Consider the following 12,590-nt stretch of genomic DNA (forward strand, 5'->3'; position numbering starts at 1 on the left):
CAGGCGCAGCCGGAGCGCCGGGACCCATTGGCACCCTCAGCCGGCGTGAGGCGGAATGCCTCTCCTTGCGTCTTCCCGGACGAGGCCGAAGGCCGAAGATCCGGGACCGGGGAGCCGAGCGCGTATGAGGCACGCTCCGGAGCGACACCGCAAGCATGCATGGCTTGCCGAGTCCGGTCCTTTGGGGACGCCGTCTCAATTCCGGCCGATTTCGAGAGCGATTTTTGCAAAATCCGTCTCGAAATTTGCGAGCGGAAAACGGCCCCTAAAAAATCAGTTAATCAAATTATTTCAATCACATAATCTCAACCGCCCGCACGGGACGACGAAAATTTCGAGAATGGGCTCTCAAGTCCCTCTCGCCGCTTATCCTCGTTCGCGAAACCGCTTATCCCCGCACCACGATCCTCCGCCTCACGCCGGCCGAGGGTGCCAATGGATCCCGGATCTCGCGATGCTCGTCCGGGATGACATCCTGTCAGTGGCGCGCGACCTCGCATCCCCTCAGCCGTCAACCCCGGGCAAGGCGAAGCCGCGACACGGGGGCTATTGGTTGCCAGAGCGATGGCGGAACGCCCCCTACTCGATGCCGATCTTCGCCTTGAGCAGGTCGTTGACCGCCTGCGGGTTGGCCTTGCCGCCGGTCGCCTTCATCACCTGGCCGACGAACCAGCCGAGCAGGCCGGGCTTGGCGCGCGCCTGCTCCGCCTTGTCCGGGTTGGCGGCGATGATCTTGTCGACCTCGGCCTCGATGGCGCCGAGATCCGTCACCTGGCGCATGCCGCGCGCCTCGACGATCTCAGCCGGTTCGCCGCCCTCGCTCCAGACGATCTCGAACAGGTCCTTGGCGATCTTGCCCGAAATCGTGCCGTCGACCACCAGATCGACGATGCCGCCGAGCTGGCCGGCCGAAACCGGGCTTTCGCTCAGCTCCAGCCCTTCCTTGTTGAGCCGGCCGAACAGCTCGTTGATCACCCAGTTGGCCGAAAGCTTGGCGTCGCGCCCCTTGGCGACCTCCTCGAAGAAGTCGGCCGAGGCCTTTTCCGCCACCAGAATGTCGGCGTCATAGGCGGTGAGCCCGTAATCGGCGACGAAGCGCGCCTTCTTGTCGTCCGGCAGTTCCGGCAGGCCAACGGCGAGCGCGTCGACATACGCCTGGTCGAACTCCAGCGGCAGCAGGTCCGGATCGGGGAAGTAGCGGTAGTCGTGCGCCTCCTCCTTGGAGCGCATCGAGCGGGTCTCGCCCTTGACCGGATCGAACAGGCGCGTCTCCTGGTCGATGCTGCCGCCGTCCTCCAGGATGCCGATCTGGCGGCGGGCCTCATACTCGATGGCCTGGCCGACGAAGCGGATGGAGTTGACGTTCTTGATCTCGCAGCGCGTGCCGAAGGCCCCGCCCGGCGCACGCACCGAGACGTTGACGTCGGCGCGCATCGAGCCCTGGTCCATGTTGCCGTCGCAGGTGCCCAAGTAACGCAGGATGGTGCGCAGCTTGGTGAGATAGGCCTTCGCCTCGTCGGCCGAGCGCAGGTCCGGCTTGGAGACGATCTCCATCAAGGCGACACCCGAGCGGTTGAGATCGACGAAGGACATGGTCGGGTGCTGGTCGTGCAGCGACTTGCCCGCGTCCTGCTCCAGATGCAGCCGCTCGACGCCCACCGTCACCTGCTCGCCGCCCGGCATGTCGAGCAGGACCTCGCCCTCGCCGACGATCGGCTGCTTGAACTGGGAGATCTGGTAGCCCTGCGGCAGGTCCGGATAGAAGTAGTTCTTGCGGTCGAACACGGACTTGAGGTTGATCTGCGCCTTGAGGCCGAGGCCCGTGCGGATGGCCTGCTTGACGCATTCCTCGTTGATCACCGGCAGCATGCCGGGCATCGCCGCATCGACGAGGCTGACATTGGCGTTCGGGTCCTTGCCGAACTCGGTCGAGGCGCCGGAAAACAGCTTGGCATTCGAGGTGACCTGGGCGTGCACCTCCATGCCGATCACGATTTCCCAGTCGCCCGTGGCGCCCTTGATGAACTTCTTGGGATCGGGGGTGCGGGTGTCGACGATGCTCATGCCGTGAAAGTCCTGCCCGTTGTGTCGTGCCTGTCGCCCGCCCCTGGCAAACCCTTCCCGCGCACGCGCGAAAAAGCCCGGGGGCGGACTAGTCCTGAACGCGTGCCGCGCGCACCGAAACGCGCGCCAGAACGCTTGAGTGTGTGGGTAGTGGGTCTTTGCCCTCCCCGCAAGGGGGGAGGTGGGGTGGGAAGATGAACGAAGCGAAAACCCGCCGCTTTGAACGCGGCGCAGGAACGTCCACTTGGAAAAGTGCCGCTCAATTTCTTGACACGTTCGTCCAACCGCCGATAACTGGCTCTATGGGGATCCGCGACCTCCCCACGAGGCGCCAGCCGAAGATCGCGTTCCATACAAATCCTTAAAAAGGAGGAACGCGCATGCCTGCCCCCAATGCCATTTCGCCTGAAAAACTCTCTCGCCTGATCGGCACGCCCCGCTCCCCTCTTCTGCTCGACATGCGCTCGGACGAAGACTATGCCAGCGACCCGCGCCTTTTGCCTGGAAGCTTGCACGTCGGAGATCGGGACCTTGCCGGCCTTGCAAAGCGCCTGGCCGGCAGCCCCTCGATCGCCATTTGCCATGCCGGACATCATCGCAGCCAGGGTGCGGCCGCCTGGCTGCGGGCGGAAGGTATCCCGTCCGAATATCTCGAAGGTGGCTTCGAGGCCTGGAGCGCTGCCGGGCTACCGCTGATCGATCCGGCGAAACTGCCCGCGCGCGACACACAGGATCGCACCGTCTGGGTCACCCGGGCGCGACCGAAGATCGACCGGATCGCCTGCCCCTGGCTGATCCGCCGCTTCCTCGACCCACGTGCAGTGGTTCTGTTCGTGGCCTCTTCCGAGGTGACAGGCGTCGCCGAACGGTACAACGCCGCCGCCTTCGACATCGAGCAGGTGTTTTGGAGCCATCGAGGCGACCTTTGCACCTTCGACGTCATGCTGAGCGAATTCGGGCTGTCCCTGCCGGCACTCGACCGTCTCGCCGCGATCGTCCGCGGCGCCGACACCGCGCGGCCGGACCTCGCGCCTGAAGCCGCGGGCCTGCTGGCCGCCTCGCTCGGGCTGTCACGAATGTACTCCGACGACCTTGAACAACTCGATGCCGGAATGCTGCTCTACGACGCCTTCTACCGCTGGGCACGCGACGCAGGCGACGAAACCCACAACTGGCCGACCAACAGACCCAAGGCAGGATGATGCGGACCCCACACCCTACCCTGGCCGAGGCCACCCGTATCTGGGCACGTATCGGCCTCCTCAGTTTCGGAGGTCCAGCCGGGCAGATAGCGCTGATGCATCGGATCCTGGTCGAGGAACAGCGCTGGCTCGGGGAGAAGCGCTTCCTGCACGCCCTCAACTACTGCATGCTGCTGCCGGGTCCGGAGGCAATGCAGTTGGCCGTCTACATCGGCTGGCTGATGCATCGAACGGTCGGCGGCATCATCGCAGGCGCCCTCTTCGTGCTGCCCGGCGTCGTGGCGATCATGGGCCTTAGCTGGATCTACGCGATCTATGGCGATGTCGGCGCGGTCGAGGCCGTGTTCTTCGGACTGAAGGCTGCTGTGCTCGCCATAGTGGTTCAGGCGGTCATCCGCATCGGCACCCGGGCGCTGACGAACCGCGTGATGGTCGGCATCGCAGCCGCTTCATTCGTGGGAATCTTCGGTTTCGGCGTACCCTTTCCTCTGATTATCCTGCTCGCGGGACTGATCGGGCTCATCGGCGCCCGCAAAGGTCTATCCGCATTCCGGAGCGGGCACGGACACGGCAAGGTCGGGCAAGTTCAGGTTGACGATGCTGCGACGATCCTCGGCGAAGAGATACCCGAGCACGCCCTAGTCAATCGCGGCTATGCGTTCCGCGTCTCGGCCGTGTTCCTCACCCTGTGGCTGCTGTCCGTGGGCGCGCTGATCGCAGCCCTTGGTCCCACCAACGTCTTCGCCCAGATCGCAAGCTTCTTCAGCGTCATGGCCGTGGTGACCTTTGGCGGGGCCTATGCGGTGCTGGCCTATGTCGCGCAAGAGGCAGTGCAGAACTACGGCTGGCTGGCCCCGGGCGAGATGCTGGATGGTCTCGGCATGGCCGAGACCACTCCTGGACCGCTGATCATGGTCACCCAGTTCGTCGGCTTCATGGGAGCCTATCGCGAGGCGGGCGGGCTATCGCCTCTGATGGCCGGAACGCTGGGCGGATTGCTGACCACCTGGGTGACCTTCATACCCTGCTTCCTGTGGATCTTCCTGGGCGCGCCCTTCATTGAGCGCCTGCGCGACAATCGCGCCCTGACCGCGGCGCTGACGGCAATCACCGCGGCGGTGGTCGGAGTGATCCTCAACCTGGCCGTCTGGTTCGCCCTGCATGTGGTTTTCGACGAGTTGCGCCGCGTCGTCGCCCTCGGCCTCAACCTCGACCTTCCGGTCTGGTCCTCGCTCAATTTCGCTGCGGCAGTGCTCGTCCTCGCGGCTCTCCTCGCCACATTCCGGTTCCGTCTCGGGCCGGTCACGGTCCTCGCAGGATGTGCGCTTGCCGGCCTTGCACTCAACTTGGCCGGGCTGCTGCGATAGGCGTGTCAACGGCGACACGCCATCCCTCAGCGCCCTCGGAATGAAGCGCCACCCGTCGGCCGGAAGCGGATTGAAGCCCCCCCCTCACGCCGCCGCGCTGGCCGTGCGGGCCTGGCGGAACGTCACGAGCCGGCGGGTGTCCTCGTCCCACAGGACGAGCTTCACGCAGCCAAAACTCTGGCGCAGGGTGATGCGGTTCATGTCGCGCAGTTCGGGGAAATCGCGCATCACCTCGCTGAGGCGATAGAACGGGATCTTGCTGGACAGGTGATGCACGTGGTGGATGCCGATATTGCCGGTAAACCACTGCAGGACCGGCGGCAGGTCGTAATGCGAGCTGCCCTCCAGCGCCGCGGTCTGGAAGTTCCACTCGCCGGCCTTCGACCAGTGGGTTTCCTCGAACTGGTGCTGGACATAGAACAGCCAGACGCCGGCGGTCGCCGCCATCAGGATGATCGGCCCCTGCACCATCAGGAAAGGCCCGAGCCCCGCCGCCCAGATGAGCAGCGCGGCTATGCCGGCGATGCACAGGTTGGTGGCGAGCGTCGAGAGCCACGGCTCCAGGCCGCCACGCATCATGCCGAACGGCAAGCGGTACTGGCACACGAACAGCCATGCCGGCCCCAGCCCGAACATCACCAGGGGATGCCGGTAGAGCCGGTAGCGCAGCCGCCCGCTCCAGGGCAGCGCCTGGTACTCCCTGACCGTCAGCGTGTCGATGTCGCCGATGCCGCGCTGGTCGAGGTTGCCGGTCGAGGCGTGGTGGACCGCATGGCTCCGCCGCCAGTAGTCGTAGGGCGTGAAGGTCAGCACGCCGAGCGCGCGCCCCGTCCAGTCGTTGAGCCGGCGCTGCGAGAACAGCGAGCCGTGCCCGCAATCGTGCTGCAGCATGAACAGGCGCACGAGAAGGCCGGCGGCCGGCACGGTCAGGACGAGGCCCCACCACTGGCCGTGGTTCACCAGCACCGCCGCCGCTGCCCACAGGGCCGCGAAGGGCAGCAGGCTGGCGAGGATCTCGAAGACGCTACGCCCCGTGCTCGGCTTGCGATACTTGGCCAGCGAGGCGTTCCAGGAGCGCGGCTTTTCCGCCGGACGGCAGTCAGTGTTCACCAATATCTATCCAATCCGGGAGCGAGCCCCCCATGGAGGAATTGAGGTACCAACTCGCCTGCAAGACTGTCTGTTTTCGCAAGGGTGCGATAGCGGCCAGTCACGGAAGGGACCTCCCATTTCGGCAGGGATTTGGCAAGACAATTCGTCGCCTCGGGCCGCGACACTCCGCCCCTTACCGGCCCCCTTACCGCCCTCTCGCCATCAGGATGAAGCGCAGCACGGCGGCGACGGCCTCGTAGAGCTCCACCGGGATTTCCCGGTCGAGCTCGATCTGCGACAGCGCCTCGGCCAGGGCCGCGTCCTCTTCCACCGGCACGCCGTGTTCGGCCGCCAGTTCCAGGATGCGGGCAGCGATGGCGCCGCGCCCCCTGGCGGTGACGCGCGGTGCGCCGGCATGGTCGTAGTGCAGCGCCACCGCCAGCCGGCGGCGCGGGTCCTGCTCCTCGCTCATGAGACCACGTCCACGAACTGGCCGGATGGCGCGGGCGGATCGTCCGGCAGTCCGCTGGTCACCTTGAGATCGACCACCTCCAGCCCCTGTTCGGCAAGCGTCGCGGCAAGGCGCGGCAGCCGCTCGTTGAGGTCCGCGGCGATGTCCTCCCGCACGGCCCAAAGGCTGGCGAACAGCCGGGGACCGTCGAGCCCGACCAGCGCCTCCACCGCGCCGGTTGCCTCCGTGTCGAGCGCAAAGCGCAGCCGCCAGGCGGGATGCGCGCCCTCCCCGTCGTGGCCGGGCGTGTCGTCGCGGCCGATCTGCAGCGAGATCACCGCGCTCTGCCCGCCGACCACCAGCGGCAGGTCGAGCACCCGGTCGAACAGCGCCGCATCGCCCGCGCCCTCGCCATCGGCCAGCAACCCGCGCGAGGCCAGCGAAGCGAGCCGCAGCCGGGCCAGCGCCGCCTCGGTCTTGGCCGCAAGGATGGCGGCGGCTTCCTCGCCGTCGCGCGCCAGCAGGGCCGAGATCAGCTCGCCGCTGGCGCGGGCCGGCTTTTCGCCGCGCGGATGCCGGGAAATGCCGGGCAGCGGCGGCGGGGTCGCCTGCCGGGCCGGCGCCTCGCGCCCCCCGGCCGCCCCTTTCAGCACGCGCAGGAGCCCGTTCAACGCCTCGTCGAGACTGGGAGCCCCGCTCGCCGCCCCGCGCCCCGTCACGCCCTCCAGCGCCGCCTTGAGCGCGGGGCCATCCAGCCGGCCTTCCCGGGTTCCGGCAGGATCCAGCCGGAAGCCGAGCAGGCTCGCCAGCGCGCTCGTCACCGCAGGCGGCAGCAAGCCGCCCGCCGCCCCGGCGGGCGCTGCGGCCAGCGTCGCGGCAAGGCCGCCATAGAGCGGCGACAAGCCATCCTGGCGGGCGGCAAGGGAGGTGGCGAGCGCGGTGATGCGGGCGAGTGCCGCCGCCTCGCCGGAGGCCGCACTGGATGCGCCCTGCGGGGCGCCCTGGCCGGCGTTTTGCGGTGCGGCGCTGACCTGATAGCGCGGGCCGTCTGGGCCGCGCTCGACGCTCAGCGTGGCGCGCGTGCCGAGCGGCAGCATCTCCTGCCCCTCGACATCGAGCTGAAAACCGCCCGCCCCTGCCCCGCCCCCTGCAATCAGCCGCATGACGTTGTCGGTCAGGTGCTTGGCGACGCGCACGGCGATCACGTCGCCGACATTCAGCATCGGCACGCGGCTCACCGGCCGCACCGCGACGACGCCGCTCTGGTTGCTCTGGGATGTCACGCGAGAGATCATGCGCGGGGCCTCGCCGTGCTGCCGTCCAGCCTCGCGCCGACGGTGAGTGAGCCTAGCAGATTCGCGAAATCCCGCCGATCCCGCTTATGGAGCGGTCTGCCGTTTGATTTCCGTCAAATAGTTTCCTCCGCAACGATCCTACAGTAACCGGGCAGCGGCCGCCGCACCGGCGCCGCGAACAGAGGACGGGCTGCCATGGGACTGATGAAGCGCCTCGACGAACGTGCCGGGCTGATGGGGCGGATGATGCGCACGGTTGGCGCCGACGACACGCTGCCGTCCGGCATGATCCTGGAAAGCACGATGCGCACAGCCGCCGCCCGCTGCATGGCTGCGAACGGCCGCAGGACTGCGCGAACTGGCTCGAAGAGCACGCCGACGGCGCTGCCCACGCGCCGGGATTCTGCCCCAATGGCGAGCTGTTCGCCGCCTGGACGGGCCGTTCCGGCAACTAGGCTGCGACCTTGCTTCGCCGCGCGGCTTCGGGCGTGCGCAAGAGACGGTGCTGCAGGCCTCGGCCCCTGCCTCAGCGGCGGTGGCGCTGTGCCCGCTTGCGGATGCCGTGCACGATGGCGGCGAGCACCAGCGCGCCGACAAAGCGGAACGGCAGCACGGCCAGCGGCCCACCGTCATAGCCGCCGAGCGCCCGCACGCCGCTCGCCGACAGCGAAACGTCGATCAGCACGCTGATCACTGCAGCCGCGAAGCCGGCGATGATCAGCTTGGCGCGCGCGTCGGCATACCAGCCGAGCGCCGCCCCGATCAGCAGCGCGAAAGGGTTCAACAGGCCGGCAAGGCCGAAAAGCAGCGGCAGGGATTCGGTCGGGCTCATGCCGCTGTTTTAGGATCGCGGGACACAAAAGGGAACTGCAATCGCGCCCCCGCGCGCCTTCACGCGAGCGCGACATTTCCGCAACACGGATCGACGACACTGGCCCGCCCCGACCGGGCACCGCCCGCGCTGCCTTGCGCGGCGGGCGCTCAACGCCTATCTGTGGCGCGTCAACTTCGGAGAGCTTATGCGCAGCCAGCTCGAGACCCGGTAAAGCCCGGTCCATCGAGAACAGACCGGGCAACAAACCCACGCACGACCGCTTGCGTTGCGGGCGGCGGTGACGTGCGCGTGTGAACTGCATCTCCGGACACTCCGAAAATGGATATTTCCAAGGCCGAGCAGCGGGTCCTGCACCTGCTCGCTCAAGGCGGCCATGTGCTCGTCGAAAAGGACGAGCGCGGCCGCATCGAAGAGCTCGCCATCGTCACCCGCGAGGGCTGGCACAACACCGGGCTGACGCTTGACCTCTTTCGCAAGCTGAAGCGGCGCCGGCTCATCGCCTCCGCCCAGTCCGGCCCCTACCGTATCACCCGTCTCGGGCTGTTGCGGGTCCGTTCGCAACTGGACAATCGCTGAAACCCCGCCGCCGCCGCGCCCCGCGCCGCGGCGGCGGCCTCGATGCGGGTGTTTGCCTCTTTTCAAATGCCATCGGTTGTGGATTGCTGGGCAGATCGACGTCCCACCTGCCGGAGTTCTTCCATGTCTTTCGAAACCTGGCTGGCCTTTTCCGCCGCCTCCTTCGTAATGCTCGCCATCCCCGGCCCGACGATCCTGCTGGTCGTCTCCTATGCGCTCGCCCATGGCCGGGCGGTGGCCTCGGCGACCGTCATCGGCGTGGCGCTCGGCGACCTCACCGCGATGACCGCCTCGCTGCTCGGCCTCGGCGCGCTGCTCGCCACCTCGGCGACCCTGTTCACGGTGCTGAAGTGGATCGGCGCCGCCTATCTGATCTGGCTCGGGCTGAAGCTCTGGCGCGCGCCCGTTGCCGACACGGCGCCGCAGGAGATGGCGGACGGCACCCCTGGCCCCGCATCTGCCCCGACCCGCGCGCCGATGCTGCGCATCGCCCTGCACGCCTATGCGGTGACGGCGCTCAATCCCAAGAGCATCGTCTTCTTCATCGCCTTCCTGCCGATGTTCATCGATCCGGCGCGCCCGCTGCTGCAGCAGGCGGTGATTCTCGAGGCGACCTTCGTCATCCTCGCCGCGCTCAATGCCGCCGCCTACGGGCTGATGGCCTCACTGGTGCGCACGCGCATCCGCCGCCCCTCCGTCCGGCGCTGGATCAACCGCAGCGGCGGCACCTTGATGATCGGTGCCGGCCTGCTGGCGCTCGGCTGGCGCCGCGCGGCGGCCAACTGACGGGGCTTCGCCCACCGCTTGCAACCGCAAACCGCAAACAAAACGGGGAGGCAGTGCCTCCCCGTCGTCGCTTCGGGTCTCTTGCGGGTCAATCAGGCGCGCAGCCGCTCGGTCGGCTCGCGCATCGTCACCAGTTCCTCCGCCGCCGTCGGATGCACCGCCATCGTCGCATCGAAGTCCGCCTTGGTGGCGCCCATCCGCAGCGCGATGCCGAGCACCTGCACCAGTTCGCCGGCGTCATGGCCGAGGAGGTGCACGCCGAGCACCCGGTCCGTCTCCGGCCGCACCAGCACCTTCATCAGCATCTTCTCGTCGCGCCCCGACAGCGTGTGCTTCATCGGACGGAAATGCGCCTTGTAGACGTCGACCGCGCCGTAGCGTTCCAGCGCCTCCGCCTGGGTCAGGCCGACCGTGCCGATTTCCGGCTGCGAGAACACCGCCGTCGGGATCATCGAGTGATCGGCAGACCATTCCTTGCCGCCAAAGACGCTGTCGGCGAAGGCATGGCCCTCACGGATCGCCACCGGCGTCAGGTTGACCCGGTCGGTGACATCGCCGACCGCATAGATCGACGGCACGTTGGTCTGCGACGCCTCGTTGACGAGGATCGCCCCCGAAGACGCCAGCTCTACCCCCGCCTTGTCGAGGCCGAGACCGGCGGTATTCGGCCGCCGGCCGATGGCGAACATGATCTTGTCCGCGACAAGCGTCTCGCCCTTGCGGGTGTGGCCGACCAGCCCCTCCCCGGTCTTCTCGATGGAGGAGAACACGTCGCCGCACAGGACGCGGATGCCCTTCTTCTCCATCTCCTCGTGCAGGACCGCACGAAGGTCATCGTCGAAGCCGCGCAGGATCTCTTCCCCGCGATAGATCAGCGTCGTCTCCGCGCCGAGCCCGGCGAAAATCCCCGCGAACTCGACCGCGATATACCCGCCGCCGGCCACCACAATGCGCTTCGGCAGGTCGGCGAGATGGAACACTTCGTTGGAGGTGATGACGTGCTCGCCGCCCGGCAGGCCGGCGTCGACATTGGGCGTCGCGCCGACCGCGATCAGGATCCGCTCGGCGCGGATGCGCCGCCCGTCGGTCAGCAGGTGTACCGTGTGGGCGTCTTCCAGCACCGCCCGCGTGTCGAACAGTTCGACGCCGGAGCGCTCCAGGTTGCGGCGGTAGATCGCCTCCAGCCGAGCGATCTCCCGGTCCTTGGCATCGATGAGCCGCTCCCAGTCGAAACGGCGCTCGCCCACCTGCCAGCCGAAGCCGGCCGCGTCCTCGAATTCCTCGGAAAAGCGCGAGGCATAGACCATCAGCTTCTTCGGCACGCAGCCACGGATCACGCAGGTCCCGCCGTAGCGGTATTCCTCGGCGATGCCCACGCGCGCGCCATGGGTCGCGGCGATGCGGGCCGCGCGCACGCCGCCCGAACCACCGCCGATGACGAAGAGGTCGAAGTCGAAATCGCTCATGCCTGGAGCCCTCTCGGCCCTGATTATTGCGCCGGGGCTTCCGTCGGCTGAGTCTCCTGCGCCTCCTGGCGCTTAATCATTTCCTCGCGCACCAGGGTCACCATTTCGGTCGAGATCGCATCGCCCCACTGCTTGGCGGCACCGATCGACAGCGCCCGCAGCTCCGGCTCGACGGCGGAATACTTCTGGCCCAGCGGCGTGTTGTAGAAGGCCGCCAGTTCGTTCAATTCCTCGACGGTAAAGCGGCGCGCCCAGACCTCGTAAACCACCCGGTTGAGCTCCGGACGGCGCCCGGCGAGGGACAGGGCCACATCGGTCACCACCTCGTCGATCATCCCGGTGTTCGCCGGATCGTTCTGGATGAACAGGCTGCGGGTCCGCTCCGCCATCAGCGGCAGCACATCGTCGAAGGCGCGGATCGCCTGCGCCGCCTGCACGGCGTTGCGCGCGGCCGTGATGTGCTCCTCGGAAAAGCTCTCCTGGGCATGGGTCGCCTGGGCGAGGGACAGCAGCATCGCCGCCGCCGTGGCGGCGGCCGTCGCGGATTTCCGGCAGAAATCAAACATCGGATACTCCATGAGCAAGTGATCGGGTGCCCGGCCGCCTTCGCCGGGCTGGTCCTTGAAGGTCAGTTTTGCTGGTCGGCGACGGGAAGCAGGCGCTCCACTCCATCGGCCCCGGCCAGATACGCGGCATCGGCGATGCCGAGAAAGAGCCCGTGGTCCACCACCCCCGGAATGTCGAGCAATGACCGCGACAGAGCCTCCGGATCGGTGATCTCGCGCAAATCGATGTCGAGAATATGGTGGCCGCCATCCGTGACAAACGGCGTGTCCCCGCCGCGCAGCAGGATCGGCGCATCATAGCCAAGGTTCGAAAGTGCCCGGGCGACCGCGTTGCGGGTGACGCGAAGACCGAAGGGCACCACCTCGACCGGCAGCGCGAAGGCGCCGAGACGCGCCACTTTCTTGCTGGCATCGGCGATGACGATCATGCGCCGGGAGGCGGTCGCGACGATCTTTTCCCGCAGCAAGGCGCCGCCGCCGCCCTTGATCAGCCGCAGCTTCGGGTCGAGTTCGTCCGCCCCGTCGACGGTCAGGTCGAGCTCGGGGCAATCCTCCAGCGTCGCCAGCGGCACGCCGAGTTCGCGGCACAGCGCCGCCGTGCGCTCCGAGGTCGGCACCCCGATCACCGACAGCCCGCCCTGGACCTTTTCCGCCAGGGCGCGGACGAACTGCTCCGCCGTGGACCCGGTGCCGATGCCAAGACGCATCCCCGGCGTCACCTCTTCCAGCGCCGCCTCGGCGGCCTGTCTCTTAAGCTGATCGCTCATCCCGTTCCGTTCGTCGTTCCGCGTCGTTCCGCGTCGGTCCCGCGGCCGTGGCGCCTGCCGCCGACCGTGCCCGGCGGGTTTAGCATGGGAACCGCGCAAGGCAAAGAACCCGCGACATGCGCC

Annotated in this window: 13 protein-coding genes; 5 read left to right on the forward strand and 8 right to left on the reverse strand. The window is 67.6% G+C overall.

Annotated elements, in window-relative coordinates; genetic code table 11:
• Positions 1-579: 579 nt before the first annotated feature.
• Positions 580-2,064: an Asp-tRNA(Asn)/Glu-tRNA(Gln) amidotransferase subunit GatB gene (gatB, locus tag TSB10GB4_RS07785; protein ID WP_186395263.1), complete on the reverse strand. Its 1,485-nt coding sequence runs from the start codon at positions 2,062-2,064 to the stop codon at positions 580-582.
• 380 nt (positions 2,065-2,444) lie between these two features.
• Between gatB and TSB10GB4_RS07790 the strand changes: the two genes are divergently transcribed.
• Entirely contained in the window at positions 2,445-3,266 is an 822-nt protein-coding gene (locus tag TSB10GB4_RS07790) for a sulfurtransferase/chromate resistance protein (protein WP_186395264.1), read from the forward strand.
• Positions 3,263-4,633, forward strand: a complete 1,371-nt coding sequence (chrA, locus tag TSB10GB4_RS07795; protein ID WP_186395265.1) for a chromate efflux transporter — start codon at positions 3,263-3,265, stop codon at positions 4,631-4,633. The genes TSB10GB4_RS07790 and chrA overlap by 4 nt, the downstream gene beginning before the upstream one ends.
• Positions 4,634-4,717: 84 nt before the next feature.
• On the opposite strand, the gene TSB10GB4_RS07800 is transcribed toward chrA, so the two are convergent.
• The 3 genes from TSB10GB4_RS07800 to TSB10GB4_RS07810 all read right to left on the reverse strand — a co-directional run bounded on the left by TSB10GB4_RS07800 (position 4,718) and on the right by TSB10GB4_RS07810 (position 7,459).
• Positions 4,718-5,743: a fatty acid desaturase gene (locus tag TSB10GB4_RS07800; RefSeq protein ID WP_244570848.1), complete on the reverse strand. Its 1,026-nt coding sequence runs from the start codon at positions 5,741-5,743 to the stop codon at positions 4,718-4,720.
• Positions 5,744-5,930: 187 nt separating this feature from the next.
• Positions 5,931-6,197 carry an EscU/YscU/HrcU family type III secretion system export apparatus switch protein gene (locus TSB10GB4_RS07805; RefSeq protein WP_186389035.1) on the reverse strand — a complete coding sequence of 89 codons (267 nt, stop codon included), beginning with the start codon at positions 6,195-6,197 and terminating at the stop codon, positions 5,931-5,933.
• Positions 6,194-7,459: a flagellar hook-length control protein FliK gene (locus TSB10GB4_RS07810; RefSeq protein ID WP_186395266.1), complete on the reverse strand. Its 1,266-nt coding sequence runs from the start codon at positions 7,457-7,459 to the stop codon at positions 6,194-6,196. The genes TSB10GB4_RS07805 and TSB10GB4_RS07810 overlap by 4 nt, the downstream gene beginning before the upstream one ends.
• 335 nt (positions 7,460-7,794) lie before the next feature.
• Between TSB10GB4_RS07810 and TSB10GB4_RS24030 the strand changes: the two genes are divergently transcribed.
• On the forward strand, positions 7,795-7,926 hold the full coding sequence (locus tag TSB10GB4_RS24030) for a DUF6455 family protein (RefSeq protein ID WP_371328875.1): 132 nt from the start codon (positions 7,795-7,797) through the stop codon (positions 7,924-7,926).
• A 71-nt stretch (positions 7,927-7,997) separates the two neighbouring features.
• Here TSB10GB4_RS24030 and TSB10GB4_RS07820 read toward each other — a convergent pair whose 3' ends face one another.
• Positions 7,998-8,303 (reverse strand): phosphatidylglycerophosphatase, encoded by a 306-nt coding sequence (locus TSB10GB4_RS07820; RefSeq protein WP_186389038.1) that lies wholly within the window; start codon positions 8,301-8,303, stop codon positions 7,998-8,000.
• A 321-nt stretch (positions 8,304-8,624) separates the two neighbouring features.
• Here TSB10GB4_RS07820 and TSB10GB4_RS07825 point away from each other — a divergent pair, with 321 nt between their 5' ends.
• Positions 8,625-8,882, forward strand: a complete 258-nt coding sequence (locus TSB10GB4_RS07825; protein WP_186389039.1) for a YjhX family toxin — start codon at positions 8,625-8,627, stop codon at positions 8,880-8,882.
• Positions 8,883-9,005: 123 nt separating this feature from the next.
• Positions 9,006-9,668, forward strand: coding sequence for a LysE family translocator (locus TSB10GB4_RS07830; RefSeq protein WP_186395268.1), 663 nt, complete (start codon positions 9,006-9,008; stop codon positions 9,666-9,668).
• A gap of 92 nt (positions 9,669-9,760) precedes the next feature.
• Here the strand turns inward: TSB10GB4_RS07830 and gor are convergent, their stop codons facing one another.
• From gor to rpiA, 3 genes are all read right to left on the reverse strand, one after another.
• On the reverse strand, positions 9,761-11,134 hold the full coding sequence (gor, locus tag TSB10GB4_RS07835; RefSeq protein WP_186395269.1) for a glutathione-disulfide reductase: 1,374 nt from the start codon (positions 11,132-11,134) through the stop codon (positions 9,761-9,763).
• Positions 11,135-11,157: 23 nt separating this feature from the next.
• Positions 11,158-11,700 carry a DUF2059 domain-containing protein gene (locus TSB10GB4_RS07840; RefSeq protein ID WP_186395270.1) on the reverse strand — a complete coding sequence of 181 codons (543 nt, stop codon included), beginning with the start codon at positions 11,698-11,700 and terminating at the stop codon, positions 11,158-11,160.
• Positions 11,701-11,762: 62 nt separating this feature from the next.
• Positions 11,763-12,467, reverse strand: coding sequence for a ribose-5-phosphate isomerase RpiA (gene rpiA, locus TSB10GB4_RS07845; RefSeq protein WP_186395271.1), 705 nt, complete (start codon positions 12,465-12,467; stop codon positions 11,763-11,765).
• Positions 12,468-12,590 lie beyond the last annotated feature (123 nt).

Origin of the sequence: Stappia sp. TSB10GB4, from assembly GCF_900185745.1 — a bacterium.
GTDB lineage: Bacteria > Pseudomonadota > Alphaproteobacteria > Rhizobiales > Stappiaceae > Stappia.

What these genes read in the sequence shown, in the direction of transcription:
- TSB10GB4_RS07820 (WP_186389038.1), bottom strand. Translation starts at nt 8,303, where the DNA reads ATGAGCCCGACCGAATCCCTGCCGCTGCTTTTCGGCCTTGCCGGCCTG.
- rpiA (WP_186395271.1), bottom strand. Translation starts at nt 12,467, where the DNA reads ATGAGCGATCAGCTTAAGAGACAGGCCGCCGAGGCGGCGCTGGAAGAG.
- TSB10GB4_RS07830 (WP_186395268.1), top strand. Translation starts at nt 9,006, where the DNA reads ATGTCTTTCGAAACCTGGCTGGCCTTTTCCGCCGCCTCCTTCGTAATG.
- TSB10GB4_RS07790 (WP_186395264.1), top strand. Translation starts at nt 2,445, where the DNA reads ATGCCTGCCCCCAATGCCATTTCGCCTGAAAAACTCTCTCGCCTGATC.
- TSB10GB4_RS07805 (WP_186389035.1), bottom strand. Translation starts at nt 6,197, where the DNA reads ATGAGCGAGGAGCAGGACCCGCGCCGCCGGCTGGCGGTGGCGCTGCAC.
- TSB10GB4_RS07840 (WP_186395270.1), bottom strand. Translation starts at nt 11,700, where the DNA reads ATGTTTGATTTCTGCCGGAAATCCGCGACGGCCGCCGCCACGGCGGCG.
- gor (WP_186395269.1), bottom strand. Translation starts at nt 11,134, where the DNA reads ATGAGCGATTTCGACTTCGACCTCTTCGTCATCGGCGGTGGTTCGGGC.
- gatB (WP_186395263.1), bottom strand. Translation starts at nt 2,064, where the DNA reads ATGAGCATCGTCGACACCCGCACCCCCGATCCCAAGAAGTTCATCAAG.
- TSB10GB4_RS07825 (WP_186389039.1), top strand. Translation starts at nt 8,625, where the DNA reads ATGGATATTTCCAAGGCCGAGCAGCGGGTCCTGCACCTGCTCGCTCAA.
- chrA (WP_186395265.1), top strand. Translation starts at nt 3,263, where the DNA reads ATGATGCGGACCCCACACCCTACCCTGGCCGAGGCCACCCGTATCTGG.